The following is a 21,409-nucleotide window of genomic DNA, read 5'->3' as shown; positions in this document are numbered from 1 at the left end:
TTGCCTGTGACAGGAAGCAACCTAAGGATGGTGATGCAGCGGGGAGCGATCGAGGTTTGGACGGCGCGGCCGGAGAAGGTCGGCGCCGCGGCGTCCGACGCCCTGGGCAGGCTGCTGGAGCCGCACGAGCTCGAACGCGCGGCGGCCTTCCATTTCGAGGTGGACCGCAAGGCCTTCGTCGTGGCGCACGCGATGCGCCGCCTCGCACTGGCCGCCGCCCTCGGTGCGGATCCCGCCGAACTGCGATTCGGCGTCGCGTCGCACGGACGCCCGGTGCTGCTGGATGCCCACGATGCCCCCGCCTTCAGCCTGACGCGCAGCCGCGGCGTGGTGGCCTGCGCCATCGCGCGGGCCACGCGCGTGGGCATCGATGTCGAGCCCGTGCGGGCCGGCGTGCAGCCCTCGCTGCTCGAGCCGTTCATGGTGACCGCGCGACCCGCCGATCCGTGGACCGAGGCGCCCGATGTGTTCATGCAGTGGACCGCGCTGGAGGCGTACTGGAAGGCGCGCGGCGTCGGCCTGTCGACGGCCCATCCGCGCATCGCCCTGCGGACGATGGATGGAGAGGACTGTTACGAAGTCATCGATGGCGAAACGCTGGCGCCTGCGGGCATGGTGGTCATGCGGCTGCCCGCGCCCGCCGGCCACGTGCTCGCCCTCGCGTGCGACGAGGTGACGGGCGTGCGGCTGGTCGAGTTCGACCGACTGGCCGAGCGCCCGCCAGCTGATCCGTACGAAGCGTTGTCAATGTGTAAGGACCGTCGCTACGACGAAGCGCCCGCTTCTAGCATCGTCGATCCGTAACCCGGTGTGAAGGCAAGATGATCACAACAAATGCGGTATTCGTAGGGGATGGGAGCTTGCTGGTGCAATGCGCGGAGGCCTTCCGCCGCGCGGGCCACCAGGTCACGGCCGTCGTGTCGGCCAGCGCCGCGAACCTGGAGTGGGCGCGCGCGCAAGGCGTGCCCGCGATCGCGATGGAGGGCGACTGGGCCGCGCAACTCGATGCGCACCGCTTCGACTACCTGTTCAGCGTGGCGAACCTGCGCATGCTGCCGCAGGCGGTGCTCGATCGCCCGGCCAGGCTGGCCGTCAACTTCCACGATGCCCTGCTGCCGCGGTATGCCGGACTGAATGCGACCTGCTGGGCCCTGATGGCGCAGGAGCCGGTGCACGGCGTGACCTGGCACGAGATGACGGCGCAGGCCGATGCCGGCCGCATCGTGCGCCAGGCGTCGTTCGAGGTCTCGCCCGCCGAAACGGCGCTGAGCCTGAACGCCAAGTGCTACGAGGCGGGCCTGGCCAGCTTCGTGCAGATCGCCGACGACCTGGCGCGCGGCGACCTCGCGCTGCACCCGCAGCACGGCGAGCGCCAGTACTTCGGCCGCCATCGCCGGCCGGCGCTGCTCGGCACCCTCGATTTCTCGCGCCCGGCGCACGAGTTGGCCGCCCTGGTGCGCGCGCTCGATTTCGGCTCCTACGCCAATCCGCTCGGCCGCGCGAAGGTGCTGGCGGGCGACGAACTGCTGCTCGTGCGCTCGGCCACGGTGCACGAAGCGGCCAGCGGCGCCGCGCCGGGCACGGTGCTGCACGCCGCGGGGGACACGCTGCGCGTCGCCGCCGTCGGCGGCGAACTCGAACTGGGCGGCTGCACCGACCTGCAGGGCCGCGCCGGCACCGCCAATTTGCAGGCCGGCGCCGTGCTGGGCGTGCCGGAGCCGGCCCGCGCGCGGCTGGCCGAGCGTGCCGAGGCGATCGCGCGCGGTGAGGTGCACTGGACCGACGCGCTGCATGCGCTCGCGCCGGTGGAACTGCCGTATCCCCGCCGCACGGGCGCCCCGGCCGTGCAGGACCTGCGCTTTCCGCTGGACGCCACCCCGCATGGCGCGAACACCGTGGCGGCCATCCAGTGCTGGCTGGCCATGCTCGCGGGCCAGGAGCGCGTCTCGCTCCTGTACACCGACGCCGCGCTGCAGGAGCAGGCCCAGGGCTTGGCCACCTGGCTCGACCCCTGGGTGCCCCTGACCACCGCCGTCGCCCCCGACGCCGACACGCTGCAGGCCGCGGCCGCCGCCGAGGTCGACATCGGCCGCGCGCGCGCCGCCGGGCCGATGCCGCGCGACCTGCCGCTGCGCCTGGGCGAGCGCAACGTGCCGCTGGCGGCCGTGCGCAAGCTGGCGATCGCGCTGGTGCCGCAGCCGCGCGCGGCCGGCTGCGACCTGCTGGTCACCACCGACGCGGGCGGCAATCTCGAGCTCCTGCTCGATGGCGGCGCATTCAGCCCGGAGACGGGCGTCGCGCTCGCCGCCCAGCTGGCCGGCTGGCTGCGCGCCTTCGCCGGCGCGCGCACGGCGCTGCGCCAGGTGCCGCTGGTGCCCGAGACCGAGGCGGAGGGCCTGCGGCGGCTGCGCCGCGCGCCCACGCCGTTCGACGAACAGGGGTCGGTGCAGCTGGCGATCGCCGCGCAGGCCGCGCGCACGCCGGACCAACTGGCCGTGACGACCGGCGCCGAGTCGCTCACCTACGCCCAGCTCGAGGCCGAGTCGACCGCGCTCGCGCAGCGCCTGGCCGCGCGCGGCGTGCGCGCGGGCGACGTGGTCGGCCTGTGCCTGCCGCGCACGCCGGCACTGCTGGTGGCGGTGCTGGGCGTGATGAAGGCCGGCGCCGCCTACCTGCCGCTCGATCCGGAATACCCGAAGGACCGCCTGCAGTTCATGGTGGAGGATTCGCGCGCGCCGCTGGTGCTGGTGAGCGCGGCCACGGCCGGCGCCCTGGACATCGCGGGCGAGAAGCTGCTGCGCGTCGACCAGGCCGGCGAGGCCGTGGCCGGGCAGCCCCTGCCCGAGGCGGATCCGCGCCGCCCGGCCTACGTGATCTACACCTCCGGTTCCACCGGCAAGCCCAAGGGCGTGGTGGTCACGCAGCGCAACGTGATGAACTTCTTCGCCGGCATGGACGAGCGCGTGCCGCGCGAGCCCGGCTCGCGCTGGCTCGCGGTGACCAGCCTGTCGTTCGACATCTCGGTGCTGGAGCTGTACTGGACGCTGGCGCGTGGCGTCACGGTGGTGCTGCACTCGGACGCGGCGCAGGCCGCCGCCCCGGCGCCGGAGTTCAGCCTGTTCTACTTTGCCAGCGACGATTCGCGCGACCCGAGCGCCAGCTACCGGCTGCTGCTCGAGGGCGCCAAGTTCGCCGACCGCGAGGGCTTCTCGGCGGTGTGGACGCCCGAGCGCCACTTCCATGCGTTCGGCGGCCTGTATCCCAACCCGGTGGTGACCAGCGCGGTGCTGGCCGGCTGCACGAGCCGCGTCCAGATCCGCGCCGGCAGCTGCGTGCTGCCGCTGCACCACCCGGTGCGGGTGGCCGAGGACTGGGCGTTCGTGGACAACCTCTCCAACGGCCGCGTGGGCATCTCGTTCGCCTCGGGCTGGCAGCCCAACGACTTCGTGCTGCAGCCGCAGGCGTTCGCCAAGCGCCAGGACGAGATGATCTCGCGCATGGACGTGGTGCGGCGCCTGTGGCGCGGCGAGGCCGTGCCCTTCCCGGGGCCGAACGGCAACGACGTGCCCACCCGCACGCTCCCGCGGCCGGTGCAGAAGGAGATCCCGGTGTGGATCACCGCCGCCGGCAATCCCAAGACGTTCGAGCAGGCCGGCACGCTCGGCTGCCGCCTGCTGACCCACCTGCTGGGGCAGTCGGTCGAGGACGTCGCCGAGAAGCTGCGCCTGTACCGCGCCGCCTGGCAGAAGGCGGGCCACCCCGGCCAGGGCCACGTGACGCTGATGCTGCACACCTTCGTCGGCACCGACGAGGACGCCACGCGCGAGGTCGCGCGCGAGCCGATGAAGAACTACCTGCGCAGCGCGATGGACCTGGTGCGCAAGGCGGCCTGGACCTTCCCGACCTTCGTGCAGCGCGCAGCCGCGGACGGCCGCACGCCGCTGGAGATCATGGAATCGGCGCCGCTGACCGAGGAGGAGATGGACGCCCTGCTGGAGCACGCGTTCCACCGCTACTACGGCAGCAGCGCCCTGATCGGCACGCCGCAGCGCTGCCTGGAGCTCGTCGACAAGGTGCAGGCCGCGGGCGTGGACGAGATCGCCTGCCTGGTCGACTTCGGCATCGCGCCGGACACGGTCCTCGAGCACCTGCAGGACCTCAAGCAGCTCATGGAAGCGGCGAAGGCGCCGCGCGCCACCAGCCGGCGCGCCTCGGTCGCCGACAACGTGCTGCAGCACGGCGTCACCCACCTGCAGTGCACGCCATCCATGGCCGCCATGCTGCTGGCCGACGCGCCGGGCCGTGCCGCGCTGTCGAAGCTGCAGGCATTGATGGTGGGCGGCGAGGCGCTGCCGCTGGAGATGGCCACCCAGCTGCGGGCGCTCGTGCCCGGCGCGCTGCTGAACATGTACGGTCCCACCGAGACCACCGTCTGGTCCACCACCGGCAACCTGCAGCGCATCGACGGCTACGTGCCGCTGGGCGAGCCGATCGCCAACACGCTGCTGTCGATCCGCACGCCCTGGGGCGCGGAGTGCCCGGCGCTGGTGCCCGGCGAACTGTTCATCGGCGGCGACGGCGTGACCGAGGGCTACCTGCACCGGCCCGAGCTGAACGCGGAGCGGTTCGTCACCGATGCGCAGGGGCAGCGCTGGTACCGCACCGGCGACCTGGTGCGCCGCCTCGCGGACGGCGCGCTCGAGTTCCTCGGCCGCATCGACCACCAGGTCAAGTTGCGCGGCCACCGCATCGAGCTGGGCGAGATCGAGAGCGTGCTGCTGCGCCAGGAGGGCGTGAAGCAGGCCGTGGTGGTGGCGCGCGGCGACGCCGCGGGGCAGAAGTTCCTCGCCGGCTACGTGACCGCCAAGCCCGGCGCGGCGCTGCAGGGCGCCGCCTTGCGCGACGCCGTGGCGCAGGCACTGCCCGAGATCATGGTGCCGCAGGCGGTGATGGTGCTGCATGCGATGCCGATGACGCCCAACGGCAAGATCGACCGCAATGCCCTGCCGGATGCGCGCATCGCGGCGCCGGCCGCGGGCGCGGCCCGGCTGGCCGGCACGCCAGACAACCCGCTCGAGCGCACCATCGCCGGCATCTGGCAGGACGTGCTGGGCCTGGAGTCGGTGGGCACCGACGAGAACTTCTTCGACCTGGGCGGCCACTCGCTGCTGGTCGTGCAGGTGCAGCGCCGGCTGCGCGAAGCAACCGGACAGGAGGTGGCGATCACCGACATGTTCCGCCTGCCGACGATCCGCGGCCTGGCCGCGCACCTGGGCGGCGGCGCCACGTCCACCGCCGTCTCGCAGGGCCAGAGCCGGGCCCAGGCACGCCGCATGCTGCGCTCGCGCCACCTGCAGCCCACGCCCACCGCTTGACCAAGAACGACTCATGAGCGATTCGATTCCCGAGGGACTGGAACCAGGCTGCATCGCCATCGTCGGCCTGGCCGGCCGCTTCCCCGCCGCGCGCACGCCCGGCGAGCTGTGGAAGCTGCTGGCCGCGGGCCGCGAGGCGACGCAGTGGCTCACCGACGAGGAGCTGCGCGCCGCCGGCGTGAGCGACGCCGAGCTGGCCGACCCCAACTATGTCCGCGCCAGCCTCGTGCTGCCCGACATGGAGATGTTCGATGCCGAGTTCTTCGGCTTCTCCAAGCGCGACGCGGCCATCCTGGACCCGCAGCACCGCCACTTCCTCGAGGCCGCCTGGGAGGCGCTGGAGGACGCGGGCCACCCGCCCGAGAAGTTCGAGGGCGCCATCGGCGTCTTCGGCGGCTGCGGCATGCAGGCCTACCTGCCGTACAACCTGCTCACCAATCCCGAGCTGAAGAAGTCGGTCGGCCTGTTCCTGCTGCGGCACACCGGCAACGACAAGGACTTCCTCACCACCCGGGTGTCCTACCTGCTCGACCTGAAGGGCCCGAGCGTCGGCATCCAGACCGCCTGCTCGACCTCGCTCGTGGCCGTGCACGTCGCGGCGCAGAGCCTGCTGGCCGGCGAGTGCGACATGGCGCTGGCGGGCGCGGCGAGCATCGAGCTGCCGCACCGGCACGGCTACCGCTTCGCCGAAGGCGAGATCCTCTCGCCCGACGGCCACTGCCGCGCGTTCGACGAGGGCGCCAGCGGCACGCTGTTCGGCAGCGGCGCCGCCGTGGTCGTGCTGCGCCGGCTGGAAGACGCGGTGCGCGACCGCGACAACATCTATGCCGTGATCCGCGGCTCGGCCGTCAACAACGACGGCTCGCAGAAGGCCGGCTACCTGGCGCCCAGCGTGGATGGCCAGGCGCGCGCCGCAGTCGAGGCGCTGGCCGTGGCCAACGTCGAGCCGGGCACGGTCAGCTACATCGAGGCCCACGGCACCGGCACGGCGGTGGGCGACCCGATCGAGGTCGCCGCGCTCACGCAGGCCTACGGCGAGGGCGGGCGCGGCTTCTGCGGGCTCGGCTCGCTCAAGACCAACATCGGCCACCTCGACACCGCCGCCGGCGCCGCGTCGCTGATCAAGGTGTCGCTCGCGCTGCGCCACGGGCTGCTGCCGGCGACGCTGAATTTCCGCCGGCCCAACAGCCGCTTCGACCTGGACAAGACGCCGTTCCGCGTGGTCAACGAGGCGCGGCCCTGGCAACGCGGCGCCGCGCCGCGGCGTGCCGCCGTCAACTCGCTCGGTGTCGGCGGCACCAACGCGCACGTGATCGTCGAGGAGCCGCCGGTCATCGCCACGCAGGCGCCGTCGCAGCCCTGGCAGGTGCTCACGCTGTCGGCGCGCACGCCCGGCTCGCTCGAGCGGCTCAAGGCCAAGTGGAGCGACTTCCTGGCCCAGCCGCCCGAGGGTTTCCAGCTCGCCGACGCGGCCTTCACCACCCAGGTGGGCCGCCGCGCGTTCGCGCATCGCTGCGTCATCGTGGCCAAGGACGTCGAGGGGCTGGCCGCCGCGCTCGACACCCGCCAGCCCCAGCGCGTGGCCACCGGCAAGGCCGGCGCCAACGCCCCGGCGGTGGTGATGATGTTCCCCGGCGGCGGTGCCGGCTATCCCGGTGCCGGCCGCGAACTGCTGTCGCAGCCCGCGTTCCGCGCCGCCGTCGACGAGTGCTTCGCCCAGATGCCCGCCGACGCGCCACGCGACCTGCACGCGATCATGTTCGAGCGCGAGCCGGGCGATGCGCAGGCTGCCCGCACCCTCGAGCAGCCGCGCTACAACATCCCGGCGCTGTTCGTGCTGGAGTACGCCGTCGCACGGCTGTGGGAGAGCTGGGGCGTGCGCCCCGCGGCCGTGATCGGCCACAGCGCGGGCGAGTACGCCGCCGCCACCATCGCGGGCGTCATGGGCCTGGCCGACGCGCTGCGCGTGGTCGTGCTGCGCGGCCAGCTGTTCGAGGAGGCGCCCGCCGGCTCGATGCTCGCCGTGGACCTCGCCGAGGCCGAGCTGCGCCCGCTGCTGCAGGGCCTGGAGCTCGACATCGCCGTCATCAACGCGCCGGACCTGTGCATCGCCTCCGGCGCCACGGCCGGCATCGAGGAGCTGGGCAGGCGCCTGGCCGCCCAGGGCAAGGAAGGCCGCCGCCTGCACATCAACGTCGCGGCGCATTCGCGGCTGCTGGACGGCATCCTGGACCGCTTCCGCGACGGCGTGTCGCGCGTGCGGCTGTCGGCGCCCACGATCCCGTTCATCTCCAACCTGAGCGGCGACTGGGCCGACGCGGCGCTGCTGGCCGATCCCGGCTACTGGGTGCGGCACCTGCGCGAGCCGGTGCGCTTCGCCGACGGCCTGGCGCGGCTGCTCGAGCTCGGTGACGCCGTGCTGCTGGAAGCCGGCCCGGGCCAGGGGCTGGGCGCGCTGGCGCGCCAGAACCTGCAGGGCCAGCAACGCACCGTGCTGGCCTCCACCTGCAAGCCGCAAGAGCCCACCGGCGACCTGGCACTGATGCTCCACTCGCTCGGCGCGCTGTGGGCACGCGGCCTCACCCCCGAGTGGGACGTGGTGCGCGGCGGCGGCAAGCCGCGGCGCATCTCGCTGCCCACCTATGCGTTCGACCACCAGCGCCACTGGATCGAGCCCGGCAAGGGCGCGGTGGAAGCGGCGCGGGAAGAGGCCGCGTCGCCGCGCGCCATCACCCGGCTGCCGCAGCTGGACGACTGGTTCGGCGTGCCGCAGTGGAGCCCGTCGCCGCTGCCGCACGTGACGGCGCAGGCCGGTGCGCAGTGGCTGGTCTTCGGCGGCGAGGAGGCCGCCACCGCCGGCGTGCTGCGCCGGATCGCGGAGGAGGGCGGCAAGGCCACCCTGGTGCGCCACGGCGCGTCGTTCGCCGCGGCCGCCGACGGCAGCTTCACGGTGGCGCCGGCCGAAGCGGCCGACGCCGAGCGGTTGTTCTCCGCCCTCGAGCAGGCCGGCCGCCTGCCGGACCACATCGTGCACCTGTGGGCCCTGGAGGCCGCGCAGGCCCGGGGCCTCGCCGGCCAGGCGCTGGCGTTCGACAGCCTGGTGAACATCGCGCGCGCGCTGCAGACGCTGGACGTGCGCCAGCCCGTGCGGCTGGCCGTCGTCACGGCGGGCAGCCAGGCCGTGGATGGCCGCCCGGTCACCAGCCCGGTGGGCGGCCTCGCGCTCGGCCCGTGCCGCGTGATCCCGCGCGAGGTGCCGAACGTCAGCAGCGTGCTGCTGGATTTGGACCCGCAGGACACCTCGTCGGCCGCGGCGTGCCGCGCCATCGTCGCCGAGTGCCTCGCGGGCACCGGCGCCGACCTGGTCGGCTGGCGCAACGGCACGCGCTCGGTGGCGCGGCTGGGCAAGCCGGCCGCCGCCGCGTCGACGCGCCCGCTCGTGCGCGAAGGCGGCGTGTACCTGGTCACCGGGGGCCTCGGCGACATCGCGCTCGCGCTGGCCGAGTTCCTGGCGCGGCGCTACCGCGCCCGGCTGGCGCTCGTGAGCCGCCGTGCGTTGCCGGCCCGCGAGGGCTGGGCGGCGCTCGCCGCGGGCGACGATGCCGGCGAGGCGGCACGCCTGGTGCGCCGGCTGCTCGCGCTGGAGGCCAGCGGGGCGCAGGTGGCCACCTACAGCGCCGACGTGGCCGATGCGGTCGCTATGGCCGAGGTGGTCACCGACGTGCGCAGGCGCTGGGGCGCGGTGCACGGCGTCTTCCACGCCGCCGGCACGCTGCACGACGCGCCGATCGCCGCCAAGACCCCCGAGGCGCTGCGCGAGGTGCTGGCGCCCAAGGCCGCCGGCGCGCAGGTGCTGCACGAGCTGCTGCCGCCCGGCGAGCTCGAGGTGTTCGCGATGTTCTCGTCCACCAGCGTCTACCTCGGCCCGCCCGGGCAGGTCGACTACGTGGCGGCCAACGCCTTCCTCGACGCGCTGGCCGCGTCGCGGCCGGACGGCCTGGCGATCCACTGGGGCATCTGGGGCGACCAGGGCATGGCCGCGCGGGCGTACGGCAAGGCGCCGCGGCCCGCCGCGACGCCTGGCATGCACCCGCTGCTGGGCAGCAAGGTCGAGTCCGAGAGCGGCCCCGCGTTCGAGGCCGTGTACGACGCGCAGGACCTGTGGGTGCTGCGCGAACACTCGGTGGCCGGCAGCCCGGTGCTCCCGGGCACGGCCTACATCGAGATCGCGCGCGCCGCGATGGCCCAGCTGCACCCCGGCAGCGGGGTGGAGATCCGCTCGCTGTCGTTCGAGGAGGCGATGGTGTTCGAGCCCGCGGGCCGGCGCCAGGTGCGCATCGACCTGCGCCGCGCGGGCGAGGGCTACGAGTTCCTCGTGCGCAGCCGCGCCGAGCCGGGCGAGCCCTGGCAGCAGCACGCGCGCGCCATGGTCGGCCGCTTCAAGGGCACGCTGTCGCCCAACCCCCACCACCCCGCGGGCAGCTGGCGCGACGGCGAGCTGCCGCAGCAGGGCGTGGCCTTCGGTCCGCGCTGGCACAACATCGCGCGCATGCAGCTGGACGGCCGCCGCGGGATCGCCGAGATGGCGCTGCCCGATCGCTTCGCCGCTGACCTGCAGCCCTACGCGCTGCATCCGGCCGTGACCGACATCGCCGCGACCTTCGGGCTGCACCTGCTCGATGCCGCGCAGCGCAAGGACAACCTCTTCGTGCCGCTGTCGGTGGACCGCATCCGCATCGTCGCGCCGCTGTCGCTGCGCTGCACGAGCCGCGTGGAGCTCAAGGGCGCGTCGCACGAGCGTTTCGCCGCCTTCGACGTGGCGCTGCACACGCCCGAGGGCGCGCCCATCGCCACCTTCGAGGGCTTCAGCCTGCGCGGCGTCGACCCGCAGGCGCTGTCGCGCCATGCCGCGGCGCAGGCCCGGCGCGAGCCGAGCCTGACCGAGGCGATGCTGGCCGGTGGCCTGCGGATCGAGGACGCGCCGGCGCTGTTCGAGCGCGTGCTCGGCGGCGGCGAGCGCGACATCGTGGTGTCCTCCATCGCCCTGTCGGCGATCCGCCGCGCGATGAGCGAGGCGGCGCCCAAGCCGCTGCCGCCGGTGGCGGCCAGCCGCTCGCCCGCGCCGTCGGCCGCGCAGCTCAATCCGGTGGAGGCGGTCATCGCCGAGGTCTGGCGCGAGCTGCTGGGCATCGACGAGGTCGGCCGCGACGACGACTTCTTCGCCCTCGGCGGCCACTCGCTCGCCGCCGTGCGCCTGTTCGCGCGCATCCGCAAGCAGTGGAACGTCGACCTGCCGCTGGCCACGCTGTTCCAGGGTTCCACGCTCGCCGGGCTGGCCGCGCTGGTGGCGCAGGCCGGCAACCTGGACACGAGCATGCCGGGCGCGCAGCCCGCGGCGGCGCCGCCGTCCAACGTGATCCAGCTGCCGCGCGCCTGGTCGCCGCTGGTGCCGATCTGCCGCGGCGCGCCCGAGCGCCGGCCGCTGTTCTGCGTGCACGGCGCCGGCGGCAACGTGCTGAACTTCAAGGTGATCTCCGACCGCCTCGGGCCGCAGCAGCCGTTCTACGGGCTGCAGGCGCAGGGCGTGGACGGCCGGCTGCCGCCGCTCACCAGCGTCGAGGCCATGGCCGCGCAGTACGTGGAGGCGATCCGCACCGTGGACCCCACGGGCCCGTACCGGCTGGCCGGCTACTCGGGTGGCGGCGTCATCGCGTACGAGATGGCGCAGCAGCTGCGGCGCGACGGCGCCGAGGTCGAGACGATCATGATGATCGACACGCTCTCGCCGACGGCGGCCGGCCGGCGCGTGCCGCTCTGGCAGAAGGTCTGGCTCAAGCGCCACTGGACCCTGGCGTTCGCGCTCGACACGCCGGCGCGCCGCAAGCGCGGCCGCGAGATGGAGCGCAGCTACCAGGTCGCGCTGGAAAAGCAGGTCCGCGGCGAGCCGCTGACGCCCGAGCTGGTGGATTTCCTGCTGTACCGCACCTTCACCGAGGCGCAGGCGCAATACAAGCCGCTGCCCTACGACGGCGAGGTGGTGCTGTTCCGCGCCGCGCTCGCCGAGACGGTGTACCTCTACGCCGGGCCCCAGCTCGGCTGGGACGAGTTCGTGACCGGCGAGGTGCGCGTCACGCAGATCAGCGGTTCGCACTTCACGATGATGGCCGAGCCGGGCGTGTCGGAGGTGATCGAGGCGTTCCGGCGCGAGCTGGCCCGCCTGGATGCCGCGCCCGGGGCGGAGGCGGCGCCGCCGAGCGAAGGCCGCGGCCCGACGCGCCCGAGCGTGTCGCGGGGCCTCAGCCCGGTGGCGTAATCCTGTCGCCGCGCCCGGCCAAGGCGTCTTTGCTAAGGTCGGGCCGATGAACACCTCCCCGTGGCGCCTGGGTTGGCGCACGCTGCGGCGCGACCTGCGGGCGGGCGAGCTGCGCTTGCTGCTGGTGGCCGTCACGCTCGCCGTCGCGGCGCTCACCGCCGTCGGCTTCTTCGCCGACCGGCTCAAGGGCGGCCTCGCGCGCGACGCGCGCCAGCTGCTTGGCGGCGACGCCGTGGTGGTCAGCGACAACCCCACGCCCGCCGCGTTCGTGCAGCGCGCGCGCGAGCAGGGCCTGCAGGCCTCGACCAGCATCGTGTTCCCCACCATGGCCCGCGCGGCGGAGGGGCAGGGCGGCGCCTCGCGCCTGGTGGCCCTGAAGGCCGTCGAGGCGGGCTACCCGCTGCGCGGCAGCCTCACCGTGGCCGGGCGGCCCGACGCGCCCGGAGCGACCACGCGCGACGTCCCCGCCGCCGGCGAAGCCTGGGTCGACCGCGCACTGCTGGAAGCGCTGGGGCTCGCGCCCGGCGATCCGCTGCTGCTGGGCGACGCGCGGCTGCGGATCGCGCGCGTGATCCTGCTCGAGCCGGACCGCGGCACGGGGTTCTCCACCTTCGCGCCGCGCGTGCTGATCGCGGCGTCCGAGCTGCCCGCCACGCGCCTGGTGCAACCGGCCAGCCGCCTCACCTACCGCTTCGCCGTCGCGGGCGACGATGCGCGCGTCAAGGCGTTCAGCGACTGGGCCGTGGCCGAGGCGGCCAGGCGCGACGTGCGCGGCGTGCGCATCGAGTCGCTCGAGGGCGGCCGGCCCGAGATGCGGCAGACGCTCGACCGGGCCGAGAAATTCCTCAACCTCGTCGCGCTGCTGTCGGCGCTGCTCAGCGCCGTGGCGGTGGCGCTCGCCGCGCGCGGCTTCGCGGCCGCGCACCTGGACGACTGCGCGATGCTGCGCGTGCTCGGGCTGCCGCAGCGCACGATCGCCTGGGGCTACACGGTCGAATTCGGCCTCGTGGGGCTGGTGGCGAGCGTGCTCGGGGTGCTGGTCGGCTACGCGGTGCACTTCGTCTTCGTGCTGTTGCTCTCGGGCCTGGTGGAGACGGCGCTGCCGGCGCCCAGCGCCTGGCCCGTGGCCCTGGGCCTGGGCATGGGGTTCACGCTGCTGTTCGGCTTCGGCCTGCCGCCGGTGCTGCAGCTGGCGCAGGTGCCGCCGCTGCGCGTGATCCGGCGCGACGTGGGCAACCTCAAGCCGGCCTCGCTGGCCGTGCTGGGCATCGGCGTGGCGGGCTTCGCCGCGCTGCTGCTGGCCGCCAGCAGCGACCTGAAGCTGGGCGCCATCGCGGTGGGCGGCTTCGCGGGCGCGGTGCTGCTCTTCGCCGGCCTCAGCTGGATGGCGGTGAAGCTGCTGCGCCTGGCGGTGAACGAGGCGACCGCGCCGCGCTGGCTGGTGCTGGCCACCCGCCAGGTCTCCGCGCGCCCGGTCTACACGGTCGTGCAGGTGAGTTCGCTGGCGGTGGGGTTGCTGGCCCTGGCCCTGCTGGTGCTGCTGCGCACCGACCTGGTGGCCAGCTGGCGCCGCGCGACGCCGCCCGATGCGCCCAACCGGTTCGTGATCAACGTGATGCCCGAGCAGGGCGAGGCGTTCCAGCAGGCGCTGCGGCGCGGCGGGGTGCAGCGCTTCGACTGGTACCCGATGATCCGCGGCCGCCTGGTGGCGGTGAACGGCCGCACCGTCGGCCCCGACGACTACGAGGAGGACCGCGCCAAGCGGCTGGTCGACCGCGAGTTCAACCTGTCGCACAGCGCCGCGCAGCCCACGCACAACGAGGTGGTGGCCGGCCGCTGGACGCCGGAGGAGGCGGGCGGGGTGAGCGTGGAGGAAGGCATCGCCAGCACGCTGGGGCTGCGGATGGGGGACTCGCTGCGCTTCGACATCGGCGGCCTGCAGGTCGACGCCAGGATCACCTCGCTGCGCAAGGTCGACTGGGGGTCGATGCGCGCCAACTTCTTCGTGATGTTTCCGGTCAGCCGCATGCCCGAGGTGCCCGAGACGTTCATGAGCGCGTTCCGCGCACCGCAGCGGCCGGGCTTCGACAGTGCGCTGGTGCGGCAATTCCCGAACATCACCAACGTCGACATGACCAGCACGCTGGACCAGGTGCAGTCGGTGCTCGACAAGGTGATCCGGGCGGTGGAATTCCTCTTCGGCTTCACGCTCGCCGCGGGGGTGGTCGTGCTGTTCGCGGCGGTCACCGCCACGCGCGAGGAACGCGCGCGCGAGTTCGCGATCATGCGGGCCGTGGGCGCGCGCGGCTCGCTGCTGCGGCAGGTGCAGCGCGCCGAGCTGGCGGGCGTCGGCCTGCTGGCCGGCTTCCTGGCCAGCGTGGTCGCCTCGATCGTCGGCTGGGGGCTCGCGCGCTACGTGTTCGACTTCGCGTGGACCGCCTCGCCGCTGGTGCCCCTGGTCGGCGCGTTCGCCGGCGCCGCCCTCGCACTGGCCGCGGGCTGGTGGGGACTGCGGGAGGTGCTGCAGCGGCCGGTGGTGGAGACGCTGCGGCGGGCGGCGGAATGAGGTCGTTCGTGCCCTGACCGGGGGCGACCGTCAGGGCGCGCAGCAGCTTCAGGGCGAACAGGGTGACGGGGCGCTCGAGTGCGATGAGGTCGGCGTGCGCCATGCTGGAGTCCCTGGATTGGCGGCACCCTGGCATCGGGGGTGCGCGGCAGGCGGCGCCCGGCAGGGCCTCATCCCCTTTTGTCTCCGCTTCGCCGACGCTCGCTCCGATGCCCTGCCGGCAAAAGCCAAATCGGCCCTGCCAGGCACCGCCTGCCGCGTGGGTACCTTGGGCTTCATCGGGCAGGAACGGCGCCTCGGCCTGGCAGCGTGCTGATGACCGGCCGGGGCCGATCAAGGAACCGGCGCCAAGCGGGACGAACGACAGCTGCCCACGGCGATCGAGCCAGCGCCGCTCATGCCGATCGAGCCACCACTGCCGATCGAGGCACTACTGCCTGTGGCGATCGAGCCACCGCGGCCCGTTCGGCGGCAGGGGGCTGCCGGCGGGGGTGATTTTTGTGAAAGCCCGGCGAAGCGGCAGCGAGCGGGTGGAGCAGCATGAGCCCCCGCCGGCAGCCCCCTGCCGCCGCGCACGCAGGTTGATCAAGGCGCAGCTTCAGCCGGCAACCATGCCTGCGCACGGCGCACGGCGCACGGCCACGCTTCGCCTCGAAGTGCAGCGCGATCCCGTCAGTGCCGCGCCGCCGGCCTGGCCGGCTTGCCCATCGCCGCCGAGATCGCCTCGCGCGCTGCCTGTTCGGCGTGCACGGCGGCGTCCAGCGGCGAGCGGCACAGGCCGGCCTGGTCGTAGTGCAGGTTCTCGTAGATCTCGGCCAGTTCCGGCGCGGCGGCCAGCAGCGCTTCCAGGCCGGCGTCGCCCGGATGGTCGCGCAGGTCGTCGGCGATGCGGGCGACGAGCGAGCGGTATTGCTCGGGGTCCACGGGCACGCTGCTGCGCTCCAGCTTGCGGAGCACCTGCACCAGCGTGACCAGGTTGCGTTGGGTGGTCAGCGGGGTGTTCATGTCCCGGTAGCTGGGGGCCGTCGGCCGGGTTTGCAAGCGATGGGCTGCGACAATCGGGGCATGCAGGACAAGCCGCCGTTCGAGACCCCGTTCGACTGGATCGGGGGCGAGGCCAAGGTGCGGGAACTGGTCGACCGCTTCTACGACCTGATGGACCTGGAGCCGGGCTATGCCGCGCTGCGCGCGGCGCACGGCAGCACGCTGGCCGACGCGCGCCAGAAGCTGTTCTGGTTCCTCTGTGGCTGGCTGGGCGGCCCGGCGCACTACACCGACCGCTTCGGCCATCCGCGCCTGCGCATGCGGCACCTGCCGTTCGCCATCGGCATCCAGGAGCGCGACCAGTGGCTCGCCTGCATGGACCAGGCCATGGGCGAGGTGGGCGTCGATCCCGTGCTGCGCGAGCGGCTGAAGCAGTCGTTCTTCCAGACCGCCGACTGGATGCGCAACACGCACGTCTAGGCGCCGGGCCCCAGCGGCTTGAGCAGCACCACCAGGGCGCCGGCGCCGCCCTCGTCGCCGCGTGCCTGCACGAAGGCCAGCACTTCCTTCTTCTGCACCAGCCAGCTCTGAACGCGCCCCTTGAGCACCGGCGTCTTGCCCGGCGAGCCCAGGCCCTTGCCGTGCACGACGCGCACGCAGCGCACGCCGTGGCGGTGCGACTCGCGGATGAAATCGGCCAGGGCCTCGCGCGCATCGTCGCGGCGCAGCCCGTGCAGGTCGAGCTCGCGCTGGATGCTCCAGTGGCCCTTGCGCAGCTTGCGGGTGACGTCCAGGCCGACCCCGGGGCGCCGGAAGCTCAGCGCATCGTCCACGTCCAGCAGCGTGCTGGCGTCGAACTCGTCGCTGATCGCCTCCAGCAGCACGCGCTGCTCGTCCAGCTGGTGCTGCACCGGGATCGGCGGCGGCGGGTCGACGGCCAGCAGCACGCGCGGCGCGTGGCGCAGCGGCTGCACGTCGCCGGCCGCGCGCACGAACAGGTTGCGCTCGGCGTCGAGCTTGCGCTGCGCCTCCAGCCGCGCGGCCTCGGCCTCGGCGGCGCGGCGGCGCTGCCCGGCCAGCTCGCGCTGGATCTGCTGCAGGTCCTGGAGGGATTTGGCTTTCACGGCACGCCCACGCCGGGGCAGCGTGGTGGAAGGGACCTGGCCATTAGACACGATGGCCGACCTCCCCAGCGGCAGTGCGGTCGTGCTACAGCAGTCCGAGCTCGGCCATGGAGACCGCCCCGCCGGGCGCCACGATGACGTGGTCGAGCACGCGCACGTCGACCAGCGCCAGCGCGGCCTTGAGGGTGTGCGTGAGGGCCTCGTCGGCCCGCGACGGCTGCAGCGTGCCGCTGGGATGGTTGTGCGCGAGCACCACCGCGGCCGCTTCGTGGTGCAGCGCGCGCACCACCACCTCGCGCGGGTAGACGCAGGTCTGTGTGAGCGTGCCGCGGAACATCACCTCCATCTCCACCAGCCGGTTCTGGGCGTCCAGGAACATGACCGCGAACACCTCGTGCGGCTGGCGCGCGAGGTGCAACTGCAGGAAGTGCTTGACGGTGTCGGGGGAGGTGAACACCTCGCGCGAGCGCAACTGCTGGGCCATGGCGCGGCGCGCGAGCTCCAGCACCGCGACCAGTTCGGCGCGCTTGGCCGTGCCGCCCAGGCCCCTGACCCGCCGCAGGTCCTCGGGTTGCGCCTGCAGCAGGCCGGCCAGTCCGCCGTAGCTGGCGACGAGGTCGCTGGCCAGGGCGAACACGCCCTGGCCGGGCGGGCCGGTGCGCAGCAGCAGGGCGAGCAGTTCGGTGTCCGACAGCGCGCCGGCGCCGCGGGCGAGCAGCTTCTCGCGCGGGCGGGCATCGGGCGGCAGGTCCTGCAGGGCCATCGGTGGCGTGGTGGGGGCTTGGGCGGGGCGGTGAGCGGGGGGAGCGGCGGTCCACCTAGAATCCGGTGTTCACCGAGACTGCCATGGGTTCCTCCCCGACGCCACGGGTCCAACCGGGCTCCTTCCTCACCTTGCACTACCGCCTTGCCGGCCCCGGCGGGGACATCATCAACACCTTCCAGGACAAGCCCGCCACGCTCACGCTGGGCAGCGGCGAGCTGTCGCCGGCGGTCGAGCAACGCCTGCTCGGGCTGGAGGAGGGCACGCGTGCCACCTTCGAGATCCCGGCCGGCGAGGCGTTCGGCGAGCGCAACCCGCAGATGCTGCAGTGGGTCGCGCGCAAGCTGCTGCGCCAGATGGGCGATCCGCACGAGCAATACCACGTCGGCGACGTCGTGCAGTTCCCCACGCCCGACGGGCTGGGCAGCTACGCGGGCGCCGTGCAGCAGGTCGGCCGCGAGGGCAGCGAGGACGCGGTGCTGTTCGACTTCAACCATCCGCTCGCGGGCCAGCCGGTCACGTTCGAGGTGCAGCTGATCGGGGTGCTGTGATGCAGGCCGGGAGCAAGGAAATCATCCTGGCCGAGCCGCGCGGCTTTTGTGCCGGCGTCGATCGCGCCATCGAGATCGTCGAGCGCGCGCTGGCCAAGTTCGGCGCGCCGATCTACGTGCGCCACGAGATCGTGCACAACACCTACGTCGTCAACGACCTGAAGGCCAAGGGCGCGGTGTTCATCGAGGACCTGGCCGAGGTGCCGCCCGGCGCCACGCTGGTGTTCTCCGCCCACGGCGTGAGCAAGGCGGTGCAGGACGAGGCGCGCCAGCGCGGCTTCAACGTGTTCGACGCCACCTGTCCGCTGGTGACCAAGGTGCACGTGGAGGTCGCCAAGCTCGCGCGCGAGGGCTATGAATTCATCATGATCGGCCACAAGGGCCATCCCGAGGTCGAGGGCACGATGGGCCAGCTCGACAGCGGAATCCACCTGGTCGAGGACGTCGCCGACGTCGACCGCGTGCATCCGGGCCAGACCGACAAGCTGGCGGTGGTGACCCAGACCACGCTGTCGGTGGACGACGCGGCCGCGATCACGGCCGCCGTGCGCCGCCGCTTTCCCTCGATCCGCGAGCCCAAGCAGCAGGACATCTGCTACGCCACCCAGAACCGCCAGGACGCGGTGAAGGTCATGTCGCGCGAAGTCGATGTCGTCATCGTGGTCGGCAGCCCCACCAGCAGCAACAGCAACCGGCTCGCCGAACTGGCGCGCAAGCTGGGCGTGGAGAGCCACATGGTCGACGGCGCCCATGAACTGCGCGCCGAGTGGCTGGCCGGCAAGAGCCGGGTCGGCCTGACCGCCGGGGCGTCGGCGCCGGAGGTGCTGGTCGCGCAGGTCATCGACCGCATCAAGGCGCTCGGCGGCGTGTCGGTGCGCCGCATGGACGGCGTGGTCGAGACCATGAAGTTCCCGCTGCCCAAGGGCCTGAAGGCGTGAACCGCGCGGCCATCGAGGCGGCCGCCGAACGGCTGGCCACCCGGCCGGCTTTCCTGCGCCGCACGCCGCTGTGGAAGCTGCCCGGCGCGGCGCTGGGACTGCCCTGCCGCGAGGTGTGGCTCAAGCTCGAACAGCTTCAGGCCGCCGGCAGCTTCAAGGCCCGCGGCATGCTGCATCGCCTGCTGGCCAAACCGATTCCCGCCGCCGGCGTGATCGTCGCCTCGGGCGGCAACGCCGGCATCGCCACCGCGGCGGCGGCGCAGGCGCTCGGCGTGCCCTGCGAAGTGTTCGTGCCCACCGTGTGCAGCCCGGCCAAGCAGGTTCGGCTGCGCGAACTGGGCGCGCAGGTGGTCGTCACGGGCGCCGTCTACGCCGAGGCGCTCCAGGCCTGCCTGGCGCGCCAGCGCGAGACCGGCGCGCTGCTCACGCATGCCTACGACCAGCCCGAGGTGGTCAGCGGCGCGGGCACGCTCGCGCGCGAGATCGAGCAGGACGGCGGCCTGCCGGACAGCGTGCTGGTGAGCGTGGGCGGCGGCGGCCTGGTGGCGGGGGTGGCGGCCTGGTTCGAGGACCGCAGCCGCGTGGTCGCGCTGGAGCCCGAGCTCGCGCCCACGCTGTTCCGTGCCCGCGCGGCGGGCGAACCGGTGGACGTGGACGTGGGCGGCGTGGCCGCCGATTCGCTGGGCGCCAGGCGCATCGGCGCGATCGCCTGGGAGGTGACGCAGCGCTGGGTGCCGCAGGCGCTGCTGCTGCCCGATGCGGCGATCCGCGACGCGCAACTCTGGCTCTGGAAGCAGATGAAGCTGGCCGTCGAGCCCGCCGCGGCGCTGGGGCTGGCCGCGTTGCAGTCGGGCGCCTACGTGCCCGCGCGCGACGAGGTGGTGTGCCTCATCCTCTGCGGCGCGAACGTGGACCCGGCCACGCTCGCGGCCTGAGCGTCACTCTTCCTGCTCGAGGAAGCGCTGGGCGTCCAGCGCCGCCATGCAGCCGGTGCCGGCGCTGGTGATGGCCTGGCGGTACACGTGGTCCTGCACGTCGCCGGCGGCGAACACGCCCGGCACGCTGGTCATGGTGGCGAAGCCGTTCAGCCCCGTCCTGGTGAGGATGTAGCCGTCCTTCATCTCCAGCTGGCCCTTGAAGATGTCGGTGTTGGGGTGGTGGCCGATGGCGACGAAGAAGCCCTGGGTCTTGAGCTCCTCGGTCGCGCCGGTCTGCGTGTCCTTCAGCCGCACGCCGGTCACGCCGGTGTCGTCGCCCAGGACCTCGTCGACCTGCTTGAACAGCTTCAGCTCGATCTTGCCGGCCGCGACCTTCTCCATCACCTTGTCCACCAGGATGGGCTCGGCGCGGAACTTGTCGCGCCGGTGGATCAGGTACACCTTGCTCGCGATGTTGGACAGGTACAGCGCCTCCTCGACGGCGGTGTTGCCGCCGCCGACCACGCAGGTGACCTGCTCGCGGTAGAAGAAGCCGTCGCAGGTGGCGCAGGCGCTGACGCCCTTGCCCATGAAGCGCTCCTCGGACGGCAGTCCCAGGTACTTGGCCGAGGCGCCGGTGGCGACGATCAGCGCGTCGCACGTGTAGCTGCCGCTGTCGCCCTTGAGGGTGAACGGGCGCTTGCTGAAGTCGACCTCGTTGATGTGGTCGAACACGATCTCGGTCTTGAAGCGCTCGGCGTGCTCCAGGAAGCGTTGCATCAGCTCGGGACCCTGCACGCCGTGGACGTCGGCGGGCCAGTTGTCCACCTCGGTGGTGGTCATGAGCTGGCCGCCCTGGGCGATGCCGGTGACCAGCACCGGCTTGAGGTTGGCGCGGGCCGCATAGACGGCGGCGGTGTAGCCGGCGGGGCCGGAACCGAGGATCAGGACTTTGGCGTGGCGGGAGGTGGTCATAGTGCGAAAACCTGTGTCGAATCCGCCACAGGTCGAGTACATTTCGTGGCGACGGAGGCAAGTATCAAGCGCCTTCGAGCGCGCTGATCCTTGACGATTTCTATGCCGCCGATTGTATGGACCCATCGGTCGGCGACCTTGCAGGAGGGATGTGGATGTCGATGCTGTCCAACCTGGAGCTGATTCGCCGGGTGCCGCTCTTCGCGTTGCTGACAGCCAACCAGGCCGAAGCCGTCGCCGATGCCGTGGTCAAGCGCCGCTTCAAGCGCGGCGAGGTGGTCGTCGAGCAGGGCGAGAAGTCCAACACCCTCTTCATCATCCTCACCGGCCGCGTTCGCGTCGTCACCTCCGACAAGCGCGGCCGCGAAGTCATCCTGGCGACGCTCAACCCCGGCGACTACATCGGCGAGATGAGCCTGATCGACAACGAGCCGCATTCGGCCACCGTGCGCGCCGAGGTGCAGACCGACATGCTGGCGCTCGGGCGCGCCGAGTTCGCCCGCTGCCTGCCGGAGAACAGCTCGATGGCCTACGCCATCATGAAGGGGCTGGTGCAGCGGCTGCGCAATGCCGACCGCAAGATCGAGTCGCTCGCGCTGATGGACGTCTACGGCCGCGTCGCGCGCGCGCTGCTCGAATTCGCCGTCCCGGACCGCGACGGCCACACGCTCATCCGTGAGCGCATCTCGCGCCAGGACATCGCCAAGATGGTGGGCGCCTCGCGCGAGATGGTCAGCCGGGTCATGAAGGACCTGGAGGACCGCGGCTTCATCGAGACCCGCGAGGACGGCTCGATGCTGGTCAAGGACCGCCTGTCCACGCTGGGGTGATCCACGGCCGCGCCGCGGCCGTGACAAAAAGCCGACAGCCCCGGCCGGCGGCTCCACCCGCTGCTGAGGCGGC

General features: G+C 73.0%; 13 protein-coding genes. 9 read left to right on the top strand and 4 right to left on the bottom strand.

The features are described from left to right. Positions 1–6: 6 nt before the first annotated feature. The 4 genes from AC3ANR_RS17010 to AC3ANR_RS16995 all read left to right on the top strand — a co-directional run bounded on the left by AC3ANR_RS17010 (position 7) and on the right by AC3ANR_RS16995 (position 14,254). Positions 7–804, top strand: coding sequence for a 4'-phosphopantetheinyl transferase family protein (locus AC3ANR_RS17010; RefSeq protein ID WP_488289289.1), 798 nt, complete (start codon positions 7–9; stop codon positions 802–804). Between the two features lie 62 nt (positions 805–866). Then, the gene (locus tag AC3ANR_RS17005; RefSeq protein WP_488291835.1) at positions 867–5,375 is read left to right on the top strand and encodes a MupA/Atu3671 family FMN-dependent luciferase-like monooxygenase; all 4,509 of its coding nucleotides are present in this window, start codon (positions 867–869) and stop codon (positions 5,373–5,375) included. A 13-nt stretch (positions 5,376–5,388) separates the two neighbouring features. Beyond that, positions 5,389–11,688 (top strand): type I polyketide synthase, encoded by a 6,300-nt coding sequence (locus AC3ANR_RS17000; protein WP_488289288.1) that lies wholly within the window; start codon positions 5,389–5,391, stop codon positions 11,686–11,688. Between the two features lie 46 nt (positions 11,689–11,734). Then, positions 11,735–14,254 carry an ABC transporter permease gene (locus AC3ANR_RS16995; RefSeq protein WP_488289287.1) on the top strand — a complete coding sequence of 840 codons (2,520 nt, stop codon included), beginning with the start codon at positions 11,735–11,737 and terminating at the stop codon, positions 14,252–14,254. Positions 14,255–14,926: 672 nt separating this feature from the next. Here AC3ANR_RS16995 and AC3ANR_RS16990 read toward each other — a convergent pair. Then, the gene (locus AC3ANR_RS16990) at positions 14,927–15,259 is read right to left on the bottom strand and encodes a hypothetical protein (RefSeq protein ID WP_488289286.1); all 333 of its coding nucleotides are present in this window, start codon (positions 15,257–15,259) and stop codon (positions 14,927–14,929) included. Positions 15,260–15,319: 60 nt separating this feature from the next. On the opposite strand from AC3ANR_RS16990, the gene AC3ANR_RS16985 reads away from it, so the two are divergent. Continuing rightward, a complete protein-coding gene (locus AC3ANR_RS16985) occupies positions 15,320–15,718 on the top strand; it encodes a group II truncated hemoglobin (protein ID WP_488289285.1) in 399 nt (132 codons plus the stop codon). Here the strand turns inward: AC3ANR_RS16985 and AC3ANR_RS16980 are convergent. Continuing rightward, complete coding sequence (locus tag AC3ANR_RS16980; RefSeq protein WP_488289284.1) at positions 15,715–16,362, bottom strand: Smr/MutS family protein; 648 nt, start codon at positions 16,360–16,362, stop codon at positions 15,715–15,717. The two genes, AC3ANR_RS16985 and AC3ANR_RS16980, sit on opposite strands and share 4 nt — an antisense overlap. An 85-nt stretch (positions 16,363–16,447) precedes the next feature. Continuing rightward, complete coding sequence (gene radC / locus AC3ANR_RS16975) at positions 16,448–17,125, bottom strand: RadC family protein (protein WP_488289283.1); 678 nt, start codon at positions 17,123–17,125, stop codon at positions 16,448–16,450. Between the two features lie 83 nt (positions 17,126–17,208). On the opposite strand from radC, the gene AC3ANR_RS16970 reads away from it, so the two are divergent. Genes AC3ANR_RS16970 through AC3ANR_RS16960 form a run of 3 tightly spaced genes read left to right on the top strand, consistent with a single transcriptional unit; the run spans position 17,209 to position 19,549 of the window. After that, positions 17,209–17,676: an FKBP-type peptidyl-prolyl cis-trans isomerase gene (locus AC3ANR_RS16970; RefSeq protein ID WP_488289282.1), complete on the top strand. Its 468-nt coding sequence runs from the start codon at positions 17,209–17,211 to the stop codon at positions 17,674–17,676. Continuing rightward, complete coding sequence (ispH, locus tag AC3ANR_RS16965) at positions 17,676–18,614, top strand: 4-hydroxy-3-methylbut-2-enyl diphosphate reductase (RefSeq protein ID WP_488289281.1); 939 nt, start codon at positions 17,676–17,678, stop codon at positions 18,612–18,614. Before AC3ANR_RS16970 ends, ispH begins: the two co-directional genes overlap by 1 nt. Beyond that, positions 18,611–19,549: a threonine/serine dehydratase gene (locus AC3ANR_RS16960; RefSeq protein WP_488289280.1), complete on the top strand. Its 939-nt coding sequence runs from the start codon at positions 18,611–18,613 to the stop codon at positions 19,547–19,549. The genes ispH and AC3ANR_RS16960 overlap by 4 nt, the downstream gene beginning before the upstream one ends. 3 nt (positions 19,550–19,552) lie before the next feature. Here AC3ANR_RS16960 and trxB read toward each other — a convergent pair whose 3' ends face one another. Continuing rightward, positions 19,553–20,506: a thioredoxin-disulfide reductase gene (trxB, locus tag AC3ANR_RS16955; protein ID WP_488289279.1), complete on the bottom strand. Its 954-nt coding sequence runs from the start codon at positions 20,504–20,506 to the stop codon at positions 19,553–19,555. A 155-nt stretch (positions 20,507–20,661) separates the two neighbouring features. Here trxB and AC3ANR_RS16950 point away from each other — a divergent pair, with 155 nt between their 5' ends. Beyond that, the gene (locus AC3ANR_RS16950; RefSeq protein ID WP_488289278.1) at positions 20,662–21,336 is read left to right on the top strand and encodes a Crp/Fnr family transcriptional regulator; all 675 of its coding nucleotides are present in this window, start codon (positions 20,662–20,664) and stop codon (positions 21,334–21,336) included. The last annotated feature ends 73 nt before the right edge of the window (positions 21,337–21,409 follow it).

Source organism: Ramlibacter sp. JJN2-2R, from assembly GCF_057747835.1.
The sequence above is the reverse complement of the archived record's forward strand: the minus strand, read 5'-3'. Positions and strand labels throughout refer to the sequence as shown.

Excerpts from the sequence above, each read along its gene's own strand:
- AC3ANR_RS17000 (WP_488289288.1), top strand. The coding sequence starts at position 5,389 with ATGAGCGATTCGATTCCCGAGGGACTGGAACCAGGCTGCATCGCCATC.
- AC3ANR_RS16990 (WP_488289286.1), bottom strand. The coding sequence starts at position 15,259 with ATGAACACCCCGCTGACCACCCAACGCAACCTGGTCACGCTGGTGCAG.
- AC3ANR_RS16970 (WP_488289282.1), top strand. The coding sequence starts at position 17,209 with ATGGGTTCCTCCCCGACGCCACGGGTCCAACCGGGCTCCTTCCTCACC.
- radC (WP_488289283.1), bottom strand. The coding sequence starts at position 17,125 with ATGGCCCTGCAGGACCTGCCGCCCGATGCCCGCCCGCGCGAGAAGCTG.
- ispH (WP_488289281.1), top strand. The coding sequence starts at position 17,676 with ATGCAGGCCGGGAGCAAGGAAATCATCCTGGCCGAGCCGCGCGGCTTT.
- trxB (WP_488289279.1), bottom strand. The coding sequence starts at position 20,506 with ATGACCACCTCCCGCCACGCCAAAGTCCTGATCCTCGGTTCCGGCCCC.
- AC3ANR_RS16950 (WP_488289278.1), top strand. The coding sequence starts at position 20,662 with ATGTCGATGCTGTCCAACCTGGAGCTGATTCGCCGGGTGCCGCTCTTC.
- AC3ANR_RS16995 (WP_488289287.1), top strand. The coding sequence starts at position 11,735 with ATGAACACCTCCCCGTGGCGCCTGGGTTGGCGCACGCTGCGGCGCGAC.
- AC3ANR_RS16985 (WP_488289285.1), top strand. The coding sequence starts at position 15,320 with ATGCAGGACAAGCCGCCGTTCGAGACCCCGTTCGACTGGATCGGGGGC.